The sequence below is a fragment of the Ruegeria sp. B1 genome (assembly GCF_056535885.1).
This window is the reverse complement of sequence record NZ_JBQFJA010000001.1, coordinates 4,260,439-4,285,327: the sequence shown is the minus strand read 5'-3', so window position 1 is coordinate 4,285,327 and position 24,889 is coordinate 4,260,439. Positions and strand designations below refer to the sequence as shown.

Here is a 24,889-nt window from a genome sequence, read left to right as displayed (position 1 = left end):
GGGTTGCAGTCTCCCCCTGCTCCTTTTTGAGCGATCGTAAGTCGGAAGCTCGGTTTCCACTTTTGATCGCGTTTTCTAAGGGTGCCAGGTCTCGATACTATATCCCGATCCATATTTTGCTACTCGAGCTTGCGCACTACTCGGATGCGGTATACTATGACGGTATGCTTGATGTGAGTGAGGCCCATGACTGCAGCCGTAAAACGTAAGACATCACTGACCTTGAGTGCGCATGCGCTGGATGCCGCACGCGAGCTCGGCGTCAATGTGTCCGCAGTTGCAGACGAGGCGCTCGTTCGTGCTGTTGCTGAGGAGCAGCGCCGGCAATGGCTGGAGGAGAATGCAGACGCATTTGCTGCCCAGGCAAGCTGGCATGAGAAAAATGGCCATCCCCTGAAGGACATCCTAGCAGGTCCTGGCAGTGACTCATGGAAGAGCTAAAGCGCTTCGACATTGCCGTGCATGGCGATGTGGCGATGGTGGTCATCGAAAGCGATCTGTTGCCTCCCGACGCAGCGATTGTCGTTATTCCCTTGCTGGCTGACTATCCCGCTGTACGTCATCTCAATCCCGTCATCCGGTTTAACGGCTGGGATTTGGTTTTAGCCACCAGGCTGATCGCTGCTGTTCACAGATCGGCTCTCCGCCGGGTTGGTAGTGCTGAAAGGCAAGGAGATGAGATTACTCGCGTTATTGATGTTCTAATGGGAGGTTTCTAATGAATTGGTTTGATCGAAACTAATCAAACCAAATCCATGAACAGACATTTGCTTCTTTGCAAAATGCACTGGACAAGCGGCCTCAATCCGCGTTTCTGGCGGTGACATGGAAGCCGTAAAGCCGGCGGCCCTACGCACTGGCACAGTTGTGGAACTCCGTGATCTGCTCGTTACAACCCCGGCACGCCTAAAAATCATGCGCACTGATTGTGCAGAAGCGCAGGCAATTTCAGATGTTATTAAACGGCTTTCCATGACCGAGCCCTAAATTACGTTTGTCTTGCGAGACGTATCTGGTGGAGGCGACGGGCGTGTATCCTGTTCCTTCTTGGCGTTGTCTTCTTCCTCTAAGCGGCTTCAAGATTTAGAGCTTGGAAGAGCCTGTGGCGGATTTCGAAACCGCTGAAAAATTCCCCGACGCTGCAGATACGCGCGTCACACCGCTTTTCCTTCAGTTTGCCTGACGTCAGCGCCAATGGGACAGTTTAGGTTGATTTGATAAGAGAGGGTTTCTGGTTCATCGTAACCGCCAAGGAGTGGATCTATGGACGCCCCCTGCGCAAGGTGTTTTTTGTGATGATGTTGACGGCATTGGATGCGTGAATCTATCCGGCCTTTGATTGAAGCATCTTTGCTCCTGGCCTCGATGGGATCCGCTGGTTTCAGTGCCTTCCAAGATGACCGGCCTTTCCTGGCCACCACTCCTTACAGGCTGTGAATTGCGGCCCCTGCCGTTACACCATCGTCTCGTCACCTCGCATTCTTAGAGCGCCAGTACTTTCCGGGCTGCCCGCTACGCCGCTTTGTAGCCTTCTCCGCTCCGCAAAATCGCCCAGGCAATGCGTGCTGTCTTGTTGGCGATAGCCACGAGCGTTTTGTTGTGACCTGCGCGTGCCAGCAAGCCCTGCGCCCATCTCGCGCGTTGATCATCACGATTGGCGATCCTGATCAGGACGGACCGGGCGCCGTGGATGAGCTGGCGCCGCAGGTATTGGTTGCCTCGTTTGCCTATGCCACCAAGCCGGGGCTTGCCGCCCGTCGTATATTGTCTGGGAACCAAGCCTATCCATGCCGCGAGTGCCCGGCCAGACGAAAAGTGTCGACCGTCATCAACGGCAGCGATCAAGGCGGTGGCGATCACAGGCCCGACGCCGGGGAGGGTTGCAAGACGTTTGCACCGCTCATCGGTCCGGCAGATCGCGATTAGCTTACGGTCGAGCTCAGCGACGTGTTTGTCCAACGCTTCGAATTCGGCGATAAGTGCGTTGAAGTTTTCCGTTGCCAGCGCTGACAACTTGGCCTCAGCGACGGCGTTTCTGATATCCTTTCGGAACCGAAAGGCACCGACTGGAATGACAACGCCATACTCCCCCAGAAGGCCCCGAATGTGATTAATCAATCCGGTCCGTTGTGTGATGAGACGATCACGTGTTCGATGCAGCATCTGCAAATCCTGTTGCTCCGTCGTCTTCACTGGGACAAATCGCATAGTCGGGCGCAGTGCGGCCTCATAGATCGCCTCGGCATCAACAGCGTCGTTCTTGGAGCCTTTGACAAACGGCATTACGAACCGCGGATGAACGAGGCGCACGGCATAGCCTTGCGCCTCAAACTGTCTGCCCCAGTGATGAGCGCTGGCACAAGCCTCCATGGCGACTGTTTCCGGGGAATACTCCTGAACGGCAGCGGCGAGTTTTGATCTGGTCACCTTCTTCGAGATTACCTCGCCCTCATTGGTGATTCCGTGGATGTGAAACGACTGTTTGCCTAAATCAATCGCAAGTAACTGCATTCTGTGAACTCCTTCTGCTTGATACGTCTGCCGAAAACTATCGGCATCGGTGCAAGGGGCGTCCATTCCATAAGATGAGAAAGAAATCCGGAACTAAGCCGAGCCACGGCGAGAAAGTTGTCAAAGACATCCGCCGTGCGACCCGCAGACAGTATTCCGCAGAAGAGATAAACAAATCCGAACGTGTAACGTTACGGCCAGACGGATGATCTCAGCACTTGTTTTGAAGTACTTGAATGGCAATCTCTTATTCATGGACCGAGGTTACGAAAGCCCTCATCCCGCCTCAAGATAAGTGCTTCTGGCAGGTCCCTTTGTTCGCTGCTGCAGTGCGGCTGCGATTTTTTTTGTGACACCGAGTGATGTAAATCCGGTAGTCCTCGAATTCCATTGATATGGAATAAAACGCCTTGCGCCGCGTTGTCGTCCCGAAAGCTGTTCAACCAGGGTGGAAACCGAAATGAAAAAGATCGCAAAGCTTCTCCTTCAGGTTTGCCTGATACTCGGTTTCTGGCTCCCTCTGGAACTGGCTTTGCCGTTTGAACCAAAACTATCTTTCGTCTCTGCAGCTTGGGCAGATGATGACGACGACGATGATGATGATGACGATGACGACGACGATGACAATGGCTCTGGTTCCCCGGGCGGTAGCGGATCGTCGGGAGAGCGACCCGGCAGCGGAGTCCTAGGGCAACTGTTCAACAGACCCCGACAAACCCAGGCTGTGCGGCCGACGGCTGTCGCTGCGCTTCCGACACAGGCATCTTCCGAAATTGTTGTCTCGGATGCCACGGCTGAAGATCTTGAACAACTCGTCTCCGAGGGGTTCACGATAAATGCCACTGTCAATCTGGACGCTGTGGACCGGGTTCTGACTCGTTTGTCTTTTCCTGAAGACTTGGATCTGGAGGCGGCCCGCGATCGGGTCCGGTCGCTGCCGTCGGGCAGCAATGCGGATTTTAATCATTTCTACCGGTTCGAACAAAACGAAACGCCTGAGACGGCCTCTGACAGCTGCTCGCATGAAAACTGTCCTGCCTGGGAGATGATCGAATGGCCAAAAATGGCGGAGACGGTCGGCGCCTGTTCTGTGCGTGTAACTGTTGGGATGATCGACACCGGAATCAATTCCAACCATGAAATCATGTCGAGCGCGCGGCTGGAACTGATACAGCTGTCGGATCAGTCTCTGGCTCCATCCAAAGCGATCCATGGGACGGCAGTCGCTTCTCTTATGGTCGGTGATCCGGAGAGCCGAGTTCCGGGTCTCATTCACGGCGCAGAAATCATAGCCGTCGATGCGTTTGCGCGCCAAGGCTCTGACGAACGCGCGGATCTGGTTTCACTGTTGCGGGGACTCGATCTGTTGAAAGAGCGCGGCGTTCGCGTAATCAACCTGTCACTCGCAGGTCCCGAGAACAACGTTCTTGAAGACGTCGTTAATCAGCTGGTCGTAGAGGACCAGATCGTCCTGATCGCGGCGGCAGGAAATGCCGGTCCGTCCGGCAAGCCAGCCTTTCCGGCCGCTTTTGACGGCGTGCTTGCAGTAACAGCGGTCGACGCGCGGGCGCGTGTGTATCGTCAGGCCCAACGTGGGCCACATATTGATCTGACCGCGCCCGGTGTAAACATGTTGTCAGCGACCTCGATCCGGGGCGCACGCCTGAAATCCGGCACCTCATTTGCGGTCCCATTTGTCACCGCTGCTGTCGCCCTCATGTTGTCAGAGGACGAAACACTGACACCGGATGAGGTCAGTACGCGGTTACTGCAATCCGCCCGGGATCTTGGCGCACCGGGCGTTGACGACATATTTGGTCATGGGCTGCTGAACGCGGGTTGGTTGTGTTAATCTTTCCAACCGCGTTCAATCAGGCTGGCTTCCTGTGCGGGAGCCAGAGCATCGCCTGCCCCAAGCCGATCGAGGAAAGGCATCAAGCCCTGCATCTCTGTTCCGCTGGCAGTCACAAAGCCGTCTTCCGTTCCGGTGGCCGAAAGCGGCTCTGACATGGTGACTTCGACCACCCAACCGTCTGACTGAAAACAGGCAATGCCAAGGTCGACCCGTTCATCTTCGTAGCTGATAATCTCGAACTCCCGGCAGTATCCGTCATTCACCGGCAGCGTTGCCAAAACCATCAGGCTCTGTTCGGAATTTCGTGTCTCAGGAACTCCGGACGGCAGATGGTCAAGCGACGTGGCCAGTGCGGACCCGTTTTCGACCGGTCCGACCGCGAGCCTAAGCGCGTCGTTTGGACCAGCAAGCTCTGGACCGATGGTCACGGCCAACGCCAATACGGCTGCCAATCCGGTACCCAGCCAAACGACACTGCGTTTGCGAAACGGCAATACATTGGCGGTTTTTGACTTGCCCGAAACCGTTTCCCTGATCGCGTTTGGAACAGGCTCGTCCAAAGGGTCGGAGAACGCCTGTGACAACGCCTCGTTCGCCGTCATAAGCGCGTCGACATAGGCCTGATCCTGCGGATGATCTGCCAGATGCAGAACGATTTCCGCTGCTTCTTCCGGCGACAGTTCCCCGTCAACAAAAGCGGCAAGACGAGACTGATCCATTACAGTGGCAGAAATCATTGCATCGGTCCCCTCGACATCCCCAGTTGCGGCAGCAATGCCTCTCTGGCCCTCGATAAACGGCTCATGACGGTGCCGACAGGAACCTCGAGAACCTCGGCCGTTTCCTTGTAGCTCATCCCCTCAATGGCCACGAGCGACAGGACAACGCGCTGGTTCTCGGGCAATGCACTCATCGCGTGACGCGCAGTATCAAGCATCATGCGATCTTCGGGCAGGCGCGCGCCGCGCCCTCCGTCGCTGAGGCTCACAACCTCCGGATCGATCTGTGCCCCGCGCGTTTTCGCGCGTCTGCAGTCGTCGATCCAGAGGGTCTGGATGATGCGATACATCCAGCTGTCCATCCGGGTTCCTTCGCGAAACTGGGCGGCGTTTCTCAGCGCCTTGACGCAAGCGGATTGCACCAAGTCGTCTGCGTCCGGCTGGTTACCTGCCAAAGTCAACGCGAACCGGCGCAGTTTTGGGACAAGGATCACCAGATCTTTGCGGAACCGATCCGACATTTGTTTCTCCTGTTGCGCGTTTTCTTCATTAACAACGGATCTGTCAGACATTTATTCCAATCCGGTCGAAAAATGAAACTCAGACGTAATTGTTTGCTGAAACAAGCCAGGAGGTGGTGCGGCACGCATCCAACCGCTAGCAGGGTTTTGCTCGGTTCAATTGTCACTTGGCGCCTAAGTTTTTTTGGAATAGATCGCCAAGCCCTCCGTTGTCTCTGCAAGATTGCGAATTTTGGGAGCAACAGATGTTTGACACTGCCATGGATACTATACCTGTAGCGAGACCGATGTCGGTCCACACACTTTCCGTCACGGTCGGAAAAAGAATACTATCCGCAGAAGTTCGGATACCCAGGTTAGCCTCTCCAACACAGCCGCCTTTGTTGGCTCTGCACGGAATCTCACGCGATGCGGCCAGCATAGCAAACTCGTTTTCGGCCCTTTGCGAAGCGAAAGGCCAAATCCTGATTACTCCTCTGTTTTCCGGTAGAAGCTGGCCTCACTTTCAGAGGATCGGTGCCTACCGGCCGGATCGTGCCATCCTCGCACTGCTTGATTTGGTGCAGCAAATGGGTGCTGCGACGACTGATAAGGTCGAGATATTCGGTTACTCCGGCGGCGCCCAGCTCGCGCATCGATTTGCGATGCTTTATCCGCAACGCACCGAGACGCTGCATCTGGCGGCCGCAGGATGGTATTGCCTGCCCGATCTGACACAGCCCTTTCCGATGGGGCTTGCCCCATCCGAGAAGTCGAGCAAAGCAAACATACCCGCTTTGGCCCACAACCAGCTGCGCAACTACCTAGCCCTGAAGCTGCGGGTCTATGTTGGATCTGAAGATCACCATCGTGATGACGCCTTGCGTAAGGGGCCACTGATCGACGAAGCGCAGGGACGCCATCGTCTAGCGCGGGCACGGCACTATTGCACTTCATTTCGAGCCGCCGCAGAGGCCAGAGGGATCAGTCCGGACGTGTCCCTGACGGAACTTCCCGGCTGTGCTCACAGCTTTTCTGACTGCGCAAACGCCGGCTTGACGCGGCTTGTTTGCAGCAATTGAAAACCTTTAGATAGAGGAGCTTAACTATGGACCGTTGCAATTTCAAAGATGCAAAATGGAGTTTTACGACCAGGCGCATTGATCCCGGGCTTGCCCACGGGCTATGCCAGGATTTTTCCAGTTCGAAGCCGGGCGATCTCATCCTGGGGCGCGTGTCTGAAATTGGAAATCACCGGCGCATTCAACTGAGGGCGGGCCGCCCGTCGGCATTGTATCCCGGTGACCTTGTGGTTCTGCCCTGCGGCGCTCGCTATGCCCCGGACCAATTTGAAGGGCTGGCCGAGATCAGCGAAACCGGCTGTGACATGCTTGCGGGTGGGGGATGTATCGGTCGAATGACACAACGCAATGAGCGCGTTAGACCACCCACCCGGATTCAGCCATTGGGGCGCATCACGTCAAATGACGGGAAAGTCCTGAACACGATCGATTATGCATTGCCCGCACAAACGCGGCCCTTTCAGCTTCCCGTAATCGGCGTTGTGGGCACATCGATGAATTCCGGTAAGACAACAGCAACTGCCGCATTGGCGCATGGCCTGAGCAAGGCCGGCTGGCAGGTTGCGGTGCTCAAAGGCACAGGGACAGGTGCGTTCGGAGACTACAATGCCTACGCCGATGCCGGAGCGTCCTACGTCGCAGATTTCACCGACGCGGGAATGGTCACGACATACCTGGAGCCATTGTCGAGGATCATCGCCGGAATTGACGCACTTCTGGGCGAAGCCGAAACACGGGGCTGCAACATTGCGGTCATGGAACTGGCGGACGGGATCCACCAACGAGAGACCGCTGCACTGCTCGCAGATGCGGACGCACGGACCCGGTTCTCGAAATACCTGTTTGCCTGTGCCGACCCGGTGGCTGCGGCAGGGGGCGTCTCGGAACTCGCGCGTAACGGTATTCGACCGATGGCGCTGACAGGAATGCTGTCGTGTTCTCCGATGGCTGCCACCGAGGCGCAGTCGGTGACAGGCGTGCAAGTACTGACACGCGGCCAACTCCTTGACCCAGCCTACGCCAATACACTGGCGGCGCGAACCGGGATCGGACGTGCCCCGCAAGCAGCATGACCCCTCCCGAGCTCTTTGCGGGTCTCAGGCGCCGCCTGCTGGGGCGGATTTTGTTCCTGACACTGGCGCAGGCCGCCGCTCTTGCAGCGGCGGCCATTGCCACGCGCAGTGTATTTGTTGCGATACATGCCGAAATGGGGATCCCGATCGTCTCAATACTCGCGGTGGGTATTGCCGGAATTTGTGCTGCCTTAAGCCAGTTGCTCTTTCGAAATGTTGCCGAACACCTGGGTCAGGACTACGCCAAAGATGTTCGTTTAGCATTGTTCGAGCATGCCAGTCGCAGTGACCAGCATGATCTTGACCTCCGGCGCATGGGCTACCAGGTGCTGCGTTCGACGGGCGATCTGAACGCCCTGAAAGACTGGCCGGGTTTGGGCCTGCCGCGACTTGTGCAGGCGGGTGTATTGCTGCCTGCGTCAACCGCTGTTTTGGTTTACTTGGATCCCAGGTTTGTTTGGGGCGCGGCGGGTGCAATTTTGCCAACGGCCGTTTGGGCGATCGCAACGCATCGAAGACTTTTTGAAGCCCATGTTCTTCTTCGAAAGCGCCGCGCCCGGCTTGCTGCCGACATTACAGAACGACTTCCGGTTGCCCCGAAACTCGCTGCGCTCGGGCGCCGGCAACTGGAACTAAGGTCTCTGGAACGGGGTGCTGAAAAAGTTATAGAAACAGCTCGTTACAGACGCGCCATTTATCAAAACCGAATGGCGATTCCGGAGATTTCAGCTGCTGTCGCTGCAAGCCTGACTATGGTCATTGGCAGCCTTAATGGTTTGCCCGCAGCCACCATTGCCGCCGCGTTGGCAGCGCTGGGTCTTATGATCCGGCCGTTGCGCAACATCATGTCTTCCAGCGACAAGGCTGCTAAATTTCATGCGGCATACAGCAGTCTAAAGCGTGCGCTAGGGCGTCCCATGGTTGCGCCGAGGCACCAAAGGATTCGTTTGCGCCGCAAACCGTGTACTGTCGAGATGTTTCGTGGAGAAGAGCCCATTCTGAAACTGGCCGCAGGTCATACAGCCGTTGTATCCAGCACCGCAATGGATCTGGTGGAAAAGTCCCTGACGGGCAACGCGGTGACCGCGGATTTCTCACTCAAACTGGGTGGCTCGGATATTGCCGATCTGACACCCGGCAGTTTGCGTCGATGCGTCGGTATAGTCACAGAGCAGCCGTTGATCCTGAAGGGCAGTCTGCGGCGCGCTCTGACCCTGGGTCTGCGACCCAGGCCGCCTGACGCGAAAATTCTGCAAACCGCCGAGCGTATTGCTCAACTGGATTTTATTTCCGAAATTGGCGGCCTAGATGCCAAACTGAAGGAACGTGGCGCCAACGTTGCCGCACACCATAGGCTTGCGCTCTCGATCCTCCGGCTGGAACTTCAGCAACCTGGGCTTGTTCTTGTACGCAGTGTCATGCCTGAACAAGCGAACTTGGCGGCACTGGACAACGCGACCCAACTTGTCCAAGAGACCATTGGAACCTCACAGCCGGTACGTGCATGTTAGTGTCCCGCTTGAGGCGACGTCGGTAGAACAACCCGGTGCGAACTTGCACAAGTTTTGTTGCAAACGCTGGATCTCGCAAACCACTTTCGCGATGACGCTCTTGGCTGCGCCACAGCCGAGATCGTCATTCTGGACCTGTATGGCCTCTTTTGGAGTCCTCGAAGGATGGTGTTTCTCCCAAAGTCACCAAACTCGTACCGCCGGAATCACAAACTGAGACTGCGGCTCGAAATCGACCATTGTTGCGCGCATGCTCGGGTCTCAATTGAAGTCGCCAGAACTTAAGGTTCTGAAAAATCAACATAAAATTCACATTCCTTCAAGGTTTTTTGACTTCAAGGAAAATCATGGCTGGGGTGGTAGGATTCGAACCTACGATACACGGTACCAAAATGCGAAAATGCCTTACCGGGTGCTAATTTTGCCTTACATTTTTTACTTAAAGTACAAAAGCTTGCGTGGCTAAAAAACGCGAGATGTGCATTTTTACTTACAATGTTGTGGATCGAGCCGTGTTTCCATTGCAGCGCACATCACAAATCCTTACTGGCCGTCCATTGCTGTGGAAAATTTCCACAGTTGTGTGCTGATTCTATTCAACTGGTTGACCCAACCGATGACGCTATCTCGAATTCCAGCGACGCATTAACTCAACCCACTTAGGGCTAGCGCGTAGTTCTGAATCCGCCACGACTATCCGCTCCAATACGGCGTCAATCTCGTAAGGCCATGAGTTGGCGTCCTCGGGCAGAGCGATATAGAGGATTTCTAGAACTCGCTCAGGGTATTTGTCGACGATATTGCCTTCGCCTCGTCTAATAGAAGGCAGGACAATATGATCGCGCTCGATTGGGCCAATGAGCGGTAAGATAGCTTCGGATGTCTGCATGAAAGTATCTGGGTTGGAGAAAGCCAACTCAATCAATCTCGCAGTGTTTTTTGGTGTGCGAGCGGCTATCTGAACTGGCCAGACGTTCCGCAGGAAGCGATCTTGCATAGACTTCCAGAGCTTGGAATCGTCGTCATCGCCCTTGCCACGTCTCTCCAACTGCCAAAGCGCTTGCGCTCGGAAAGAATCCCCTGCGTTAAGTAACAAATGACGAAGTTCGGCGTCGCTTATCCGCACTTCCCCGTTGGCACTGTCTGAGTACACCCAACTTGCCAGTACGAGACCCACCAAACCGTCTCTGTTTTCTTGATCGTCGGTTGCTCTACTGGCCACTTTGTCAAATAGGTGAGGTTTCAGTTTTTCGGATAATTCGAAGCTGGGAATGCTTTTGGCACCCCAAAGATAGCCTGTCCACCAAGCGTCAATTTTGGCAGTGGAATCCCCATTCAAAACACTTAGTAACTTTTCATCCGCCCACTCTGGGTCAATAGCGTAGAGCCAATGCAGCATGTGGCTGACAAACACCAAGGCAAGGCAACCGTCGTCTCCGGGCAACGACAAAGCTCTTTCAACAAGCACCCTCCATTCGTTTGGTAACCCTTGCCCTAAGTCCAAGTCGTTTCGCCGTGGATCGTTGTACAGAGCCTGAGCGATTTTACCTGCTGGCGAGTTTAGCGCCTCAGATGCCCAATCTGGTTCGTTGCCGCCTCTCACAATACCAGAACCGCCTACATCGGGGTTATTGGTAAGCGTATCTAGTAACCTTGAAGTCAATCGTTCAAATATCGGCACGCATTCGTGGGGAAGCTCCTTTGAGGTATTTAGAAGCCAGTCGGAAACAGGATAAATGACACCTCCTAGAGCTTCATCGTTGGCCGTTAACAAGACTTCGGCAATAAAGTTCTTAAGTCGAATTAAGTCCTCTTTCCGGCTCTCACGATTTAGAAATCTTCGCCAAGCCCATTCAGGAAAGATACCTTTCCTTGCTTCGAGACGAAGAGCAGAAATCGCTAAGACTGGCCGTTTTGTACACAAGCCTGAGAATGGGTCTCGTTCATCAAGACCAAACCCGGACTTATTCGACAATTCCTGAGCTTTGGGCAGAATGTTGGCTAAAGGTTCGGCTAGTAGCTCATCAAAGTCGGTATGAGTGCGAACAATACCACCACGGCTTTCGAGAGATTCATCAGCCCTTTCACCACGTTCTGGAGACCAATCTGGAGCAGCCTTTTGCAGTCGTTCGATCTCAGCATCGTAGTTGAGATTCAAATTGCAGCCATTGGAATGCAGCCAGTGAATCCTGTCGGCAATTCCCCACGCGCGTCTGATTGCAAACTCGTGCTCGGGTTCGTTTTCCCAACGCTCTCGCCCCTCAAGAATTCGCTGCTCAAGTCTTCTCGTTGCAGGCATAGGCAACGTAGCCCATCGCTCTTTCAGAGCTAGAAGCAGGTCTCGCTGATGGCGAATGTTCCAGAAGGCCTCCCGGGTGACGCTTTCGAAATAGTCTTCAAACTCATCGTTTGGCACGACTTCTGCAAATCGACTGGCCCAAATCCGAAGCCGGGCAAACGTGATGTCATCATTGGTAGGCCAACTCGCAACCTCTTGGCGTGCCTTTCGAGCGTCTAGTTCAGCTAAGCGCTCAAAAACAGTGGAGTATCTTAGAACTGCTCCACGAAAGCCTTCGCTTCGTTCGTGCCCACTGATGTCTGGATCGTCAGACGGGATAATCGGAGGTATGTTTAGCCACTTGTAGTTTCCGCTCTCGGTTTTTAGCTGAATGCCAATATCTAGGTTGCGTTTCAAAGCAGAGACTACGTCAGCAAGCCACTCGTCAGGTATGCCAATTTCGGGAGCATGCTCAAGGTATTTGAGCTCTAAATGAACCAGATCACTAAGTTTGGTTTTCTCCTCAACTTGAGGAGGTACGGCCGACCCGAAATAATTGTGCTTCGCGGCCAATCTGGGGCGCGAAAGAGTTTCAAATTTTCGTACCGTTGCCTTGCTCCAACCGACGACTTCCAATTCATCCAAGAACCTGTACCAATCCAATCTGTCGTCATCGCTCGCGAAACGCCAGTGCTCGAAAAGGTAATACCAAGCCTGCAAAACGTGCGGCTCACATTTCGTTTGAGCGCTTCCAACGTGCCATCGGATGTTCTTTTGAATCCATTCATGTAATCCATATTGCCTTGCACCCCACCAAACCGCCGCGTTCTGGTCGGATACTTTGGACAACCAAAGCCCCAACATGTTTAAGCGATCGGGTAATACGCCTGCTTTCAGGGTAGCACCGCCACGCAGCAATGTTACATGATCGTCTCTAAGCCCAGCCCTGTCCCTCCGGTTCAACGTAAACGCATCCCATGCCGTCGACGGAATTTCTCGTTTCGGGTTCAAATCATCTGGATTTACCGGTGGCGGAACCTGATCCGTTGCCAAACCATAAAGCAAGAACGGATCAGCAAACTTGCCTTCATCTTCACCGAAACGGATTTCACGAGGCGGAGAATAGCGGATCGTTCTATCAAACACACAAAGCCAAGTTGCAGGTGGAGGCGGATCGCTTTCGAAAAACTTTCGTGCGCCTTCTTTGGTCGAGACCAAATGCGAAACTCGCGCGCGCTCTATCGGCGTCAGTGCTTCTGGACCGCGCAGAGCGAGCTCAACTGTGCGGTCTTGCCATGCTTCAGGTTCCCTCGCACGGTCGGCCCATTCTGCTAGAGAGGTCCAAAGCGCCTCGTGCTGGTTGTCACTGGCGTAGGGGATAGCCGCCACACCCTTGTGCTGCCAGCGTGCGTTAGCGTCATCGTCTGTGCCCGATTGGAATGCATAGACTTCGTCCAAGCGCCCACGCGACTTGTTCAAAGCCTCAAGCAGGTATTGCACGGGTGGATCGTCGGCGGCATAACCAAGAAAGACAACCGCATAGCGATCGATTACATCCTTGAAAAAGTTTGTTGCCCAGCCCTCTGCCAAATAGGCTCTTCCAAATTCAGCGCTGGATAGAACAAACCCTTCGCCTTCTGACCCATCATACTTCTCTGTGGCGCGACCGTGGAGGTACACGACACCATTGAGCTCGCCCGGGTGTCCCGGGTTTGGCAAACGCGGAGGTTGCCAGACCTCAAGTTCACGTCCGCAATCATCAAAAAGCCTGTCGAAGTTGGTGGTGACGAGTTTTGTCACCCCGTCGTTTGATGTGGCAAGGTCAAGAAGGAGCTCGTGTGCTGACAGGTCCGCGTTATCCTTCGGGATAAGAGCCTTCGCTACGGCTCGATCTATGTCAGCCGACAGGAAATCCCGCTCCAAAAGACCGAAAACCCTGTCTGCCGAGATGAGACCCGGCACCCCAGTTTGATTTTCCATGTCTTGCGCTGCCTTGAGAATCTTGGCCGCAGGGCTGTCGTCCCCTACGCCTAGAGACGCAAGGACTTGCTCAGCCAGCCCAAAAAAGTCCGGAAGCTGGGCTTTGGCTCTAGAGACACCAGCACCGCAAAAAAACACCACTCTTCCTTCGTCCAAAGCGTGCAAGAGTTCGTCAGGGATGTTTGGGCCGTTTTGTATGAATCGCATTTCGACGTTCGCGGATATGTAGACTTAAAATAACTTAAGAGTTGTAGCGTGTTATAGGAGCTTTCAGATAGTGTAGTGCCGGGATTTCCAACAGCCAAGGCCATTGACGCCGGGATGATTCAAAATGCCGCGCAGCGAGCGAACCGGAGCGTTGCAGGCGATTTTTGGTGATGGCATCAGATGCTTGTGTGACCCTCAAGCTTCACTTTCGAGTGTCAGGGAGACTTACCTAGATGACAGCGCTGAGACCAGCTTTGGTGTTGGTAAGTTGCTAGGAGGCAAATTACCATGAGCTACAAAAAGAATGCCGACCTAAAGGGAGTTCGGTTACTGCGCACAGACCAAGTCGTAGAAAAACTGCAAGGGATAGGGATGACTGACGTCAACGTAACTTGGGTTAATAATCGCATCGACCGAGGGCAACTACCCTGCACAAAAGTTGGCAAGTATCGTCGGGTTCGTGAAGACGTTTTAGAGAAGATGATAATGCGCTGGTATCGGGACGCTGACCGCTAGGCCACGAGCTAGGCGTGAACAGCCAATTATTCCCAGATTCAATTACCATACATCGTAGGTTTCATTTTTATAATGAAAACAGAATGTTACCGGTTTCTTTCCGGTAACATTTTTGCCGTTTCCACAGTTTTTCCACAGTTTTCCACAGTAATTTACGCTTGGATTTGCGAAGCCACGCAAAAACGATACTCGTAAGCTATTGTAAAGTAGGGAAAATTTATGGCTGGGGTGGTAGGATTCGAACCTACGATACACGGTACCAAAAACCGCTGCCTTACCACTTGGCTACACCCCAACGGTGAGCGGCTATCTACGATTGTTGCCGGTGGTGTTCAAGAGCTTTTAGGCAAAAACATCGAACAGTTTGAACAAGAGCAAGAACCCCGTTCATACAGTCTCCATCAATACCGATCCGGTCCGGTTACCGGCGTGTACCAATTCATGCGCTACCGCGCAGTCCTGCATCGGTAGAACCTTTTGAACAGGGCAGGTCAGCCCGCCTTGGGTCAATGCGCTGTGCAGTTTTTCTGCGGCTGCGCGGCGCTGGTCGGGTTGCAGGAGGTAAACCAGAATCAGTTCAACCGTTACCGCCTTGAACATCAGGGGATAGAACGGCAGGCTGGGGGCCATGTTGCGTGCTGAGCCGTATGTGTTGATGCGGCCGTTTTCTGCAATGACAGCCGCATTGGTCTCGGCATTCTGGCCAAACTCCACGTCTATGATTCGATTGATCGGCTGTCCGGCGTTTGCGTCAAGGATTTGCGCAGCCGCATCATCGGCACCATAATCTACAACACGGTCTGCACCGACCTCTTGCACCCGGCCGAAGCTATGGGGGCTGGCCGTCGCGATCACGTGCGCGCCACCCCATTTGGCTAGCTGCACGCACAGATACCCGACCGTACCCGCGCCGCCGTGGACGAGAACGGTCTGGCCTGCGATATCTCCGCCGGAAAAGACCGCATGGGCTGCCGTCAGGCCCGGTATCCCCAGCACCGCGCCGGTCTGCAAAGACACAGCATCCGGAAGCGGGACTGCCTGAGCCTCTGGCAGCGTGATCTGCGACGCGGCTGTGCCAAAGGCGCGTTGCCATTGCCCGTTCCAGATCCACACACGCTCGCCGATCCGTGAAGGCATTACACCGGTGCCCATCGCTGAGATCACCCCCGATCCGTCACTGTGCGGCACAACCATCGGAAAGGGTGGTTTGGTCACGCCGGGTCGGGCACCGGCACGGGCTTTGACATCCGATGGATTCACACCCGAATAAACTAGATCGACCGTCACCTCGCCGGGGCCCGGAGGTATCGGCGGCAGGTCCTGAATGCGCAAAACGTCCGCAGCTGTGCCAAATTTGGTATATGTGACAGCTCTCATTTTCTGCCCTTTGTATCGGTGGTCGCCACGTTTGGTTGCGACTGCGTTTCATTACCAGAGATGGCGTATTAACACAATGAAATCAATTGGTAAAAGCCCTGATCGTCGTTGCAATCCGCATCGGAACTGCCTAGCTTACGGGTGCACTTCGAAAACCGAAAAAAAAGGAACGGTCCATGAAACTGAATCCAGACGTTGCGGATGCGCTGAACCGTCAGATCAATAGCGAGCTTCATGCGTCCTACACCTATCTTGCCATGGCGGCCTATTTCGAAGCCCAGGAATTGCCGGGCTTTGCGCACTGGTTCCGGGAACACTCTGCCGAAGAAGGCACCCACGCGATGCGCATCTTTGATTTCATGGCAAAGCGCGGCGGGCGTATTGACGTGGACGGAATTGCCAAGCCAAAGGCGGACTACGCGTCCCCTGTCGAAGCGCTCGAGCACGCCTTGGCAAACGAGGAAACAGTGACCGGTCAGATCAACGCACTTTTTGAGCTGGCGCATAAGGTCAAGGAATACAGCACACAGAACATGCTGAACTGGTTTTTGGCCGAACAAACCGAAGAAGAAGACCTGTTCACTCAGATTCTGGACAAGACCAAGGCGGCCAACGGAGATCGCTGGAACCTTTTGCTTTTGGATAAGGAACTGGGCGCACGTGGCGGTGAGGGCGACGGCGAGGCCTGAAGAGCGCACACCGTCGCAACGAACGATCGCAGGTCAGTCGCGGATTTCCGACGGATCGACGCCCCACAGGTTCGATTTCAGCGCCCAACCGCGGTAGCCGCCTGCGGAAATGCGACACCAGTCGAGCGAGCAACTTCCGAGGCGTGCCACCACACCAGTTTCGAAATGCGCGTTGACCTGCGAACTCGGGTCTGGCCGGGAATAGACTGGTAGAATCTCAGAGTCGATCAATACCGTTCGAACGCCGGATAGCAGCGCATAGTGAACCCAGCCGCCGGCGCCGTCTCGGTCCTGAACCTTGCGCCAGTTCCCATACTCGGCCGTGATTTGCAACGGCATGCCGCGCCGCTTGAACACCCAGTCGATCCGATGGGTCAAAGACGGACCGCGCCGTACATTGCCTTCGGCGGCTTTCATCGACACATAGCGCGGCAGTGGCAGATTGGTCACCGGACCGCGCTTGTCCTGCGCAGCCCCCGCAAGCGGGCTGAACGCAAGAACGATTACGGGTAGGATCGCCAATAAACGACGTTTTACCGGTAGAAGACCATTCACTGACTATCTGCTCTTATGCCTGTTGATCTGCTTTCGAAAAAAGGTGGACTCAATGCCTCAGGGTTCTTGTGCCCCGCCTTATCCTGCGCCACGATGCCATGGCGCGCGCACGATTGCAAAGAAGTGGGAGGGCAGAGGTGCCAAGAGAACGTCTGAGTGTTGTCGTCACGCGACGGTTGCCCGAAGCGGTGGAAACCCGGTTGAGTGAGTTGTTCGATGTCCGGTTGCGCGAGGCCGACACCCCCATGTCACGGGAAGAGTTGGTGAGCGCGGTCAAAGAGGCCGATGTGCTGGTTCCGACGGTCACGGATGCAATTGACGGCGGGCTCCTTGGGCAGGCTGGAGAAAACCTGCGCCTGATCGCCAATTACGGGGCTGGCGTCGATAACATCGACGTCGCGACCGCACGGCAGCGCGGTATTCTGGTATCGAATACGCCGGGTGTCCTGACCGATGACACGGCCGATATGACGATGGCGCTGATATTGGCGGTGACGCGCCGTATCCCCGAGGGTCTTGGTGTCATGCAGCAGGGGGACTGGGCCGGTTGGGCACCCACCGCCTTGCTCGGCGGCCGGATTGGCGGGCGGCGTCTGGGCATTCTGGGCATGGGACGGATCGGACAGGCCGTGGCCCGGCGTGCGGGCGCGTTTGGCATGCAGGTGCATTATCACAATCGCCGACGGCTGCGACCAGAGATCGAAGAGGATTTGGAAGCAACCTATTGGGAAAGCCTAGACCAGATGGTTGCGCGCATGGATGTGATCTCGGTCAATTGCCCGTCAACGCCATCCACCTTTCATCTGATGAACGCACGTCGCCTGAAGCTTATGAAACCAACGGCAGTGATTGTGAACACATCTCGGGGCGAGGTTGTCGACGAGAACGCGCTGACCCGTCTGATCCGCACGGGAGACATCGCCGGGGCCGGTCTGGACGTTTATGAACACGGCATTAACGTGAACCCTCGCCTGCGTCAGTTGCCCAACGTGGTTCTGCTGCCCCATATGGGATCGGCTACATTGGAGGGTCGAATCGAAATGGGCGAAAAAGTCATCATCAACATCAAGACGTTTGAGGATGGCCATCGCCCACCGGATCAGGTTGTCCCATCGATGCTTTAGGGCGTCGGGAAAGGGTCGCATATGGATCAGTTTCAAGGGGGATGCGGGTGCGGCAAGGTACGATTTGTGGCATCAGGCCAGCCTGTGCGGGTTGGGTTGTGCCATTGCATCGACTGCCGCAAGCATCACGGTGCTTTGTTTTATACGGCCGCAATTTTCCCTGAGAATTCGGTGCAGATCGAAGGCGAAACACGCGGCTATGCTGGTCGATTCTTTTGCCCGAGTTGCGGCTCGCCGGTCTTTGCCCGCACGGGTGACGAAATCGAAATCCATCTGGGAGCGCTTGATCAACCCAACCAGCTGACCCCAACCTATGAATGCTGGGTGCGCCACCGCGAGGAATGGTTGCCCGAGTTTCCCTGTTTGGATCAGTATGAAAAAGATCGCGAAACATCGTCTAACGTCGTATGTGATTGACACTTGGGCCCCAAACTGCGCAGCGAAGGCTGCCGCGGATCAGACGCGTTTCAGTTCGCGGTTGTCCGGAAGGTGAGGCCGGTACAGCGTTGAAAGCAATGAACGAATTGGAGGATAAAATGCACACCAGTCGAATTTCCGGGTTACTGTTTTCTGCCATTGCCTTTACCGCTCCGGCCTTTGCTCAGGAAACCGCCGATGCCGTTGCACCTGAAGGTGCGTCTGAAGGTCAGGTTCAGGCCTTGACCGACGAGGTCATTGCGGCGCTGGAAGCGAAGTCCACCGGTGTTCCGGTCGTGGCTGAAAACTGGATGGTCTCTGCAGCCAATCCTCTGGCGGTTGAGGCTGGCGCCAGGGTACTGCGTGCGGGCGGTTCAGCGGCAGATGCAATGGTTGCCGTTCAAGTCGTTTTGGGGCTGGTCGAGCCGCAATCGTCGGGTTTGGGTGGTGGTGCATTTCTGGTTTGGTATGATGCAGCCACCGGCCAGTTGACCACGCTGGATGGGCGCGAAACCGCACCTCTGGCGACCACACCGACCCTGTTCCAGGACGAAAACGGTGAGCCGATGAAGTTCTTTGACGCCGTTGTTGGCGGTCTGTCAGTTGGAACGCCGGGCACGCCTGCGCTGCTGGAAGAGGCGCATCGCAAATGGGGACGCTCTCCATGGCCCGGGCTGTTTACCGATGGTATCCGCTTGGCGGATGAGGGTTTTCTGGTGTCGCCCCGACTGGCCCGCCTTGTCGAAAACGATGCCGAGCGGTTGTCTCGGTTCTCGGCAACTGCCGAGTATTTCCTGCCGGGTGGTCAGCCCTTGCAGCAAGGGCAGCGCCTGATGAACCCGGACTATGCCGAAACGCTGCGCGTTCTGGCGTCCGAAGGGGCTGCAGGCTTCTACGGCGGTGACATTGCATCCGGGATTATCAGTACCGTCCGTACTGCACCCGGCAATCCCGGCGTTCTGTCCGGGATTGACCTTGCGCTCTATCAGGTCATCGAGCGCGAGCCGGTCTGTGCGGCCTATAGGGTTTATGAGGTTTGCGGGATGGGGCCGCCGTCATCCGGCGCACTGACCGTAGGGCAGATTCTGGGCATGCTGAACAGCTATGATCTGGCAGCGATGGGACCAGAAAGCTTAGAAGCATGGCGGCTGATCGGAGAAGCCTCGCGCCTCGCCTTTGCAGACCGTGGACGCTATATGGCCGACAGTGATTTCGTCCCCATGCCGACCAAGGGTCTGGTCGACCCTGCTTACCTGTCTCAGCGAGCCGAATTGCTGGATGCGGAAAGCGCGTTGATTGAGGTCGCACCCGGCAATCCGGAATTTGATCACGCTTCGAACTGGGTGGACGATGAGTCACTAGAACTGCCCTCGACCTCGCATATCTCGATTGTGGACAGCTACGGCAACGTTCTGTCGATGACGACGACCATTGAAAATGGATTTGGCTCGCGCCTGATGACCAACGGGTTTCTGCTGAACAACGAGCTGACGGATTTCTCGTTCCGCACCCATCGCGAGGGCGTGCCGATCGCCAACCGGCTCGCGCCTGGAAAACGGCCCCGTTCGTCAATGAGCCCGACGATTGTGATGCAGGATGGCGCGCCGGTGCTGGCGATTGGATCGCCGGGCGGCAGCCGCATTATCGGTTACGTCGCCAAGTCGATCATCGCTTGGGCAGATTGGGGCATGGACATCCAGCAGGCCGTATCGCTACCGCATCTGGTTAACCGGTTCGGCACCTATGATGTCGAGCTTGGCACGGATGCGGAAGGATATGTCGACGTGCTGACTGAGATCGGGTTCGAAGTGAACCCGCGCGACCTGACCTCTGGCCTTCACGCCATCGAAATCAGGGATGGTTTGCGCGGCGGTGCTGATCCCAGGCGCGAAGGGATCGCGCTGGGCGAGTAAGCACCCCGTTTTGTAGGTATTGCCGCGATCTGGCATGCCTTTTAGTCATGATCTGAAAGGCCTGCTGCGCGCGGGTGTGGGAGGACTACAATGGTGCAGGCATCTGCAATGCCGCGAAACGAGTCTGGTATCGAGACAGCCGTCGGTATTCTGAAGCAGCGGTTCGGAGACCAGTTGCAGACGGGGGCCGCAATCCGCGAACAGCATGGCCACACAACGACGTGGATTGAAAATCAAAGCCCTGACGCGGTCGTCTTTCCACACTCCACCGAAGACGTGTCCGAAATCGTCAAAACCTGTGCCGCGCATCAGGTGCCGGTGATCCCGTTTGGAACCGGTACCTCGCTGGAAGGGCATGTGAATGCGCCGGCCGGCGGGATTTCGGTTGATCTGACTGAAATGAACCGAGTTCTGGCCGTAAACGCAGCGGATCTGGATTGTGTGGTCGAGCCGGGAGTCACACGAGAAGATCTGAACACCCATCTACGCGACAAGGGTTTGTTCTTTCCAATCGATCCCGGGGCCAACGCCTCGCTGGGGGGGATGGCCGCCACCCGCGCCTCGGGCACCAACGCGGTGCGGTACGGAACCATGAAAGACAACGTTTTGAGCTTAGAGGCTGTCATGCCAGACGGGCAGATCATCCGCACCGGCAACCGTGCCAGAAAATCGTCGGCAGGATACGACTTGGCGCGCCTGCTGATCGGCGCAGAGGGCACGTTGGGTATCATCACAGAACTCACTCTTCGGTTGCATGGCATCCCAGAAGCGATCAGTTCAGCCCGCTGCTCTTTCCCAACGATTGATGCCGCCTGTCAGGCAGTGATAATGACCATCCAATATGGCATTCCGGTCGCCCGGATCGAATTGCTGGATGAGATGTCGGTCAGGGCGGCCAATGCCTATTCCGGTCTGGCTTTGCCGGAAACGCCATTGCTGTTGCTGGAGTTTCATGGTTCGGTAACGGGGGCCGCCGAACAGGCCGAAACTTTTGGGCAGATTGCGCAGGAATTTGGGGGGGCAGATTTCGCGGCAACCTCCACCACAGAAGAACGCAACAAACTCTGGCAGGCGCGTCATGATATGTATTGGGCCTGTTTGCAACTGCGTCCGGGTGCGCAGGGGATTTCGACAGATGTTTGCGTTCCGATCTCTCGGCTGGCCGAGGCCGTTACAGCCGCGCAAGGCAAGGCTGCCGAACTGGGTTTGATCGCCCCCATTGTCGGGCATGTTGGGGACGGAAATTTTCACACTTTGCCACTGATCGACATGCAGAATGCGGATGAAATTGCCAAGGCGGATGAATTTGTTGGGTGGCTCAATGATCTTGCCATCTCGATGGAGGGGACATGTACTGGCGAGCACGGAATAGGGCAGGGGAAACGCCCTTATCTGCTCAAGGAATTGGGCGCGGCCACCCGGTACATGACCGCGATCAAAGCCGCGCTTGATCCACACAACATCATGAATCCCGGCAAAATCGTCTGACGCGGCACAGATTTCACCTTTCGTAATTGGCGAATTTCAACCGTCGACCCACGGGCACAGGGCCAGTTGGGGTCGCTTGCGTCGGTTTTGCGCGCAATTGCGTCGGATGGACTTGGCGATTTGGTCCCGCGTTGGGCATAAACCATGCCAAACAGACTCAATCCGGAGAGCGGGCGAATGAAAACCCAAGTCAAAGCACTGGTCGTTGGCGGCGGCGCCGTCGGAACCTCGATTGCCTATCATCTGGCCAAGGCGGGCTGGGATGATGTGATGCTGATCGAGCGGGATGAGCTGACCTCGGGCTCGACTTGGCATGCGGCTGGCCTGCTGCCGCTGTTCAACATGTCTTATGCGACGACCCACATCCACAAATACTCGGTCGATTTCTACAAGACGCTTGAGGAAGAGACCGGCCTGAACGCCGGCTTCGCGGTAGTCGGTAACCTGCGCATGGCGCAAACACAGGAGCGTATGGATGAGTACATGCTCTATGCCTCGACCGCCGAGACCTGCGATGTCGCCTATGAATGGCTGACGCCCGAACAGATCAAGGAACGCTGGCCGCTGATCGAAACCTCGGACCTGAAAGGCGCGATCTATCACACCGAGGACGGTTATATTAACCCTGCCGACGTGACACAGGCGATGGCCAAGGGTGCCCGTCAGCGCGGTGTCGACATTGTGCGCAAGATGCAGGCCGATGCCTTCTACTGGACCGGCACCCATTGGGAAGTCACCTGCACCAAGATGGTGGAAAAAGGCGCTAACCTCATCCCGTCAGACGAGCAGGTGGTGATCACCGCCGAACACGTCGTGACCGCATCGGGCAACCACGCACAGCGCACCGCCAAGATGCTGGGCATCAAGATGCCTGCGATCCCGGTCGAACACACTTTCATCGTCATGGACAAAGACCCCGAGTTGGTCAAATGGCGCGAAGCGGGCAACCCGGAGCACCCCGTTGTCCGTGACGCCGACAATGAATCCTACGCGCGCGAAGAACGCGGCGGCTGGATTCTGGGTATCTACGAACATGGCGCACCCGCGCAATTCGAACACGGTGTGCCGGACAGCTTCCGTGCAGACCTGTTCCCATTGGATCTGGACCGCATCGCAGATCAGTACATGGCAATGGCTGAGCGTGTGCCGTCTTGCGCCGAGTCTGGTTTGAAAGACGACTTCAACGGCCCGATCTGCTACACCCCCGACGGCAACCCTCTGGTTGGCCCCGCTCCGGGCCTGCGCAATATGTGGCTGGCCGAGGGCTTCTCGTTCGGTATCACCGCTGCAGGCGGCACTGGCTATTATCTGGCACAGATGATGGTCGATGGCGAAGCCGAGATCGACATGGCCTCGCTAGACCCCAAACGCTACAGCAGCAACTGGATGACCACCGAATTCGCGGCGCGCAAGAACGAAGAGTGCTATGAGCACGTCTACATCCTGCACCACCCAGATGAAGAGCGTGAAGCCTGCCGTCCGCTGCGGACTGTTCCGGCCTATGAGCGCCAGAAAGCGCGCGGCGCTCAATTCGGCTGGGTTAATGGCTGGGAACGCCCGAACTACTTCGGTCCGGTCGATGCACCTGACAGTTTCGACAAAGAAAGCCGTTCGTTCCGCCGTGGTGGCTGGTGGCAACATGCTGTCGAAGAAGCCAAAGCGATCCGCGAGGGCGTTGGCCTGATCGACGCGTCGGCCTTCACCAAGCATGTCGTCAAAGGCCCCGGTGCGACCCAGTTCCTGGATTGGTTCACCTGCAACAAGCTGCCCAAGGTCGGACGCATCAACCTGACCTACGCACTGACCGCGCACGGCACCACCCGTACCGAATACACCATCGTCCGCAATGGTGACAACACCTACTACATCGTCTCTGCCGGTGCCTGGACCGAGTACGACGCCGACTACCTGCGCAAGGCGGCTGACGACAAGATAAAGGAGTTCGGTTACATCGAGATCCAGGACGTGACCACTCAGTGGGGCGTCTTCGCCATCGCCGGCCCCAAATCGCGTGATGTTCTGAAAGAGGTCATCAAAGACGCCGATCCGGAAACCGCACTGTCCAACAAGCGCTTCCCGTGGCTGTCGACCCGTCAGATCGAACTGGGCATGTGCCCGGTCAACGCGATCCGCGTGGCCTATACTGGTGAGTTGGGTTGGGAACTGCACCACCCGATCGAAATGCAGAACTACCTGTTCGACCTGCTTGAAAAAGCCGGTGAGAAGCATGGTATGAAACTGGTCGGCGCCCGCGCCCAGAACTGGCTGCGTCAGGAAAAATCCTATCGCGCCTTCGGTACTGAACTGGGCCGCGACGCGACCCCGCTGGAAGCCGACCTGCCGCGCTTTGTCGACCTGTCGAAAGACTTTTACGGCAAGGCCAAGCTGGAAGAGACCGGTGTGCGCGTGAAGTGCTGCACGCTACTGATCGACGGACCGGACGACGCCGACCCATGGGGCCGCGAGGTGCTGTATACACCGGAAGGCGCGCGCGTGGGGCGTCTGACCTCGGGCGGGTACTCGGTCGCGTTCGAAAAATCCATTGGTATGGGCTATGTAACCCCAGAACTGGCGGTCGAAGGCACAAAGCTGCAGGTCAAGATGCAAGACAAGCTGTGGGATGCGGTCGTCACCTGCGACAGCCCCTATGATCCGAAAAACGAGACCATCCGCAAAGACGGTTGAGCATATTAAAACGGGCGGCACCACAAGGTGCCGCCTGTGAACGGACCACCATTGGTGGGTTGTCTATGCGCTTAGCTCGTCAAAGCACTCCAAAGCCTTGGCCGCGTACATCATAGAAGGACCGCCGCCCATCTGCACGGCCATGGCGAGCACATCCGAGAATTCTGCGCGCGTAGCTCTGGCCTTGATCAGGGCCTCGGTATGCAATGTGATGCAGGGTTCGCAGCGGATGGCGATCGACATGCCCAAGGCGATGAGTTCTTTGGTCTTGTAATCCAGTGCGCCGCCTTCCTTGACCGCTTTCCCAAGCGCACCAAAGGCGCGGGCGGTATCGGGGATCGCTCCGTGTAGGTTGCGCAATCCGTCGCGTGTTCCCGACAATGCGTTCTGCCATGTCATTGTGGCATCC

The 24,889-nt window shown here is 56.1% G+C and carries 19 protein-coding genes, 1 tRNA gene and 2 pseudogenes; 13 read left to right on the top strand and 9 right to left on the bottom strand.

Annotated elements, in window-relative coordinates; all coding sequences use genetic code 11:
- The first annotated feature begins 186 nt into the window (after positions 1-186).
- The 3 genes and pseudogenes from ACR3ES_RS21250 to ACR3ES_RS21240 form a co-directional block, all read left to right on the top strand.
- Positions 187-441, top strand: coding sequence for a type II toxin-antitoxin system CcdA family antitoxin (locus ACR3ES_RS21250; protein WP_170437423.1), 255 nt, complete (start codon positions 187-189; stop codon positions 439-441).
- On the top strand, positions 429-719 hold the full coding sequence (locus tag ACR3ES_RS21245) for a CcdB family protein (protein ID WP_170437424.1): 291 nt from the start codon (positions 429-431) through the stop codon (positions 717-719). The genes ACR3ES_RS21250 and ACR3ES_RS21245 overlap by 13 nt, the downstream gene beginning before the upstream one ends.
- Positions 720-792: 73 nt before the next feature.
- Positions 793-984 (top strand): annotated as a pseudogene (locus ACR3ES_RS21240) (DNA mismatch repair endonuclease MutL); the annotation flags it as partial.
- A 528-nt stretch (positions 985-1,512) separates the two neighbouring features.
- Here the strand turns inward: ACR3ES_RS21240 and ACR3ES_RS21235 are convergent.
- Both ACR3ES_RS21235 and ACR3ES_RS21230 read right to left on the bottom strand, forming a co-directional pair.
- The gene (locus ACR3ES_RS21235; protein WP_170438367.1) at positions 1,513-2,511 is read right to left on the bottom strand and encodes an IS110 family RNA-guided transposase; all 999 of its coding nucleotides are present in this window, start codon (positions 2,509-2,511) and stop codon (positions 1,513-1,515) included.
- 162 nt (positions 2,512-2,673) lie between these two features.
- A pseudogene (locus tag ACR3ES_RS21230) lies at positions 2,674-2,766 on the bottom strand (IS6 family transposase); the annotation flags it as partial.
- Between the two features lie 205 nt (positions 2,767-2,971).
- Here ACR3ES_RS21230 and ACR3ES_RS21225 point away from each other — a divergent pair.
- The gene (locus ACR3ES_RS21225) at positions 2,972-4,363 is read left to right on the top strand and encodes a S8 family serine peptidase (protein WP_170435964.1); all 1,392 of its coding nucleotides are present in this window, start codon (positions 2,972-2,974) and stop codon (positions 4,361-4,363) included.
- Here ACR3ES_RS21225 and ACR3ES_RS21220 read toward each other — a convergent pair.
- Complete coding sequence (locus tag ACR3ES_RS21220) at positions 4,360-5,103, bottom strand: zf-HC2 domain-containing protein (protein ID WP_170435967.1); 744 nt, start codon at positions 5,101-5,103, stop codon at positions 4,360-4,362. The two genes, ACR3ES_RS21225 and ACR3ES_RS21220, sit on opposite strands and share 4 nt — an antisense overlap.
- On the bottom strand, positions 5,100-5,657 hold the full coding sequence (locus tag ACR3ES_RS21215; RefSeq protein WP_480424453.1) for an RNA polymerase sigma factor: 558 nt from the start codon (positions 5,655-5,657) through the stop codon (positions 5,100-5,102). Before ACR3ES_RS21215 ends, ACR3ES_RS21220 begins: the two co-directional genes overlap by 4 nt.
- Before the next feature lie 518 nt (positions 5,658-6,175).
- Here ACR3ES_RS21215 and ACR3ES_RS21210 point away from each other — a divergent pair.
- The 3 genes from ACR3ES_RS21210 to ACR3ES_RS21200 are packed head-to-tail and all read left to right on the top strand — an operon-like array spanning position 6,176 to position 9,251.
- Complete coding sequence (locus ACR3ES_RS21210; RefSeq protein WP_480424452.1) at positions 6,176-6,667, top strand: hypothetical protein; 492 nt, start codon at positions 6,176-6,178, stop codon at positions 6,665-6,667.
- A gap of 26 nt (positions 6,668-6,693) precedes the next feature.
- A complete protein-coding gene (locus ACR3ES_RS21205) occupies positions 6,694-7,740 on the top strand; it encodes a P-loop NTPase family protein (RefSeq protein WP_170435973.1) in 1,047 nt (348 codons plus the stop codon).
- On the top strand, positions 7,737-9,251 hold the full coding sequence (locus ACR3ES_RS21200; protein WP_480424450.1) for an ABC transporter ATP-binding protein: 1,515 nt from the start codon (positions 7,737-7,739) through the stop codon (positions 9,249-9,251). Before ACR3ES_RS21205 ends, ACR3ES_RS21200 begins: the two co-directional genes overlap by 4 nt.
- A 622-nt stretch (positions 9,252-9,873) precedes the next feature.
- Here ACR3ES_RS21200 and ACR3ES_RS21195 read toward each other — a convergent pair.
- The 3 genes from ACR3ES_RS21195 to ACR3ES_RS21185 all read right to left on the bottom strand — a co-directional run bounded on the left by ACR3ES_RS21195 (position 9,874) and on the right by ACR3ES_RS21185 (position 15,609).
- Positions 9,874-13,509 (bottom strand): SIR2 family protein, encoded by a 3,636-nt coding sequence (locus tag ACR3ES_RS21195; protein ID WP_170435977.1) that lies wholly within the window; start codon positions 13,507-13,509, stop codon positions 9,874-9,876.
- A 943-nt stretch (positions 13,510-14,452) separates the two neighbouring features.
- A tRNA-Gln gene (locus tag ACR3ES_RS21190) sits at positions 14,453-14,527 on the bottom strand.
- A 92-nt stretch (positions 14,528-14,619) separates the two neighbouring features.
- The gene (locus tag ACR3ES_RS21185) at positions 14,620-15,609 is read right to left on the bottom strand and encodes an NADPH:quinone reductase (RefSeq protein WP_170435979.1); all 990 of its coding nucleotides are present in this window, start codon (positions 15,607-15,609) and stop codon (positions 14,620-14,622) included.
- Between the two features lie 176 nt (positions 15,610-15,785).
- Here ACR3ES_RS21185 and ACR3ES_RS21180 point away from each other — a divergent pair, with 176 nt between their 5' ends.
- Positions 15,786-16,298 (top strand): ferritin, encoded by a 513-nt coding sequence (locus tag ACR3ES_RS21180; RefSeq protein WP_170435982.1) that lies wholly within the window; start codon positions 15,786-15,788, stop codon positions 16,296-16,298.
- Positions 16,299-16,331: 33 nt separating this feature from the next.
- Here the strand turns inward: ACR3ES_RS21180 and ACR3ES_RS21175 are convergent, their stop codons facing one another.
- Positions 16,332-16,820 carry an SH3 domain-containing protein gene (locus tag ACR3ES_RS21175; protein ID WP_480425526.1) on the bottom strand — a complete coding sequence of 163 codons (489 nt, stop codon included), beginning with the start codon at positions 16,818-16,820 and terminating at the stop codon, positions 16,332-16,334.
- A 170-nt stretch (positions 16,821-16,990) separates the two neighbouring features.
- Between ACR3ES_RS21175 and ACR3ES_RS21170 the strand changes: the two genes are divergently transcribed.
- From ACR3ES_RS21170 to ACR3ES_RS21150, 5 genes are all read left to right on the top strand, one after another.
- Positions 16,991-17,977: a 2-hydroxyacid dehydrogenase gene (locus ACR3ES_RS21170; RefSeq protein ID WP_170435986.1), complete on the top strand. Its 987-nt coding sequence runs from the start codon at positions 16,991-16,993 to the stop codon at positions 17,975-17,977.
- A gap of 21 nt (positions 17,978-17,998) precedes the next feature.
- Positions 17,999-18,394, top strand: coding sequence for a GFA family protein (locus tag ACR3ES_RS21165; RefSeq protein ID WP_170435987.1), 396 nt, complete (start codon positions 17,999-18,001; stop codon positions 18,392-18,394).
- 119 nt (positions 18,395-18,513) lie between these two features.
- Positions 18,514-20,307, top strand: coding sequence for a gamma-glutamyltransferase (gene ggt / locus ACR3ES_RS21160; RefSeq protein ID WP_170435990.1), 1,794 nt, complete (start codon positions 18,514-18,516; stop codon positions 20,305-20,307).
- Positions 20,308-20,397: 90 nt separating this feature from the next.
- The gene (locus tag ACR3ES_RS21155; protein ID WP_170435992.1) at positions 20,398-21,795 is read left to right on the top strand and encodes an FAD-linked oxidase C-terminal domain-containing protein; all 1,398 of its coding nucleotides are present in this window, start codon (positions 20,398-20,400) and stop codon (positions 21,793-21,795) included.
- A gap of 177 nt (positions 21,796-21,972) precedes the next feature.
- A complete protein-coding gene (locus ACR3ES_RS21150) occupies positions 21,973-24,480 on the top strand; it encodes a GcvT family protein (RefSeq protein ID WP_170435993.1) in 2,508 nt (835 codons plus the stop codon).
- Between the two features lie 63 nt (positions 24,481-24,543).
- Here the strand turns inward: ACR3ES_RS21150 and ACR3ES_RS21145 are convergent, their stop codons facing one another.
- Positions 24,544-24,879, bottom strand: coding sequence for a carboxymuconolactone decarboxylase family protein (locus ACR3ES_RS21145; RefSeq protein WP_170435995.1), 336 nt, complete (start codon positions 24,877-24,879; stop codon positions 24,544-24,546).
- Positions 24,880-24,889: the final 10 nt, after the last annotated feature.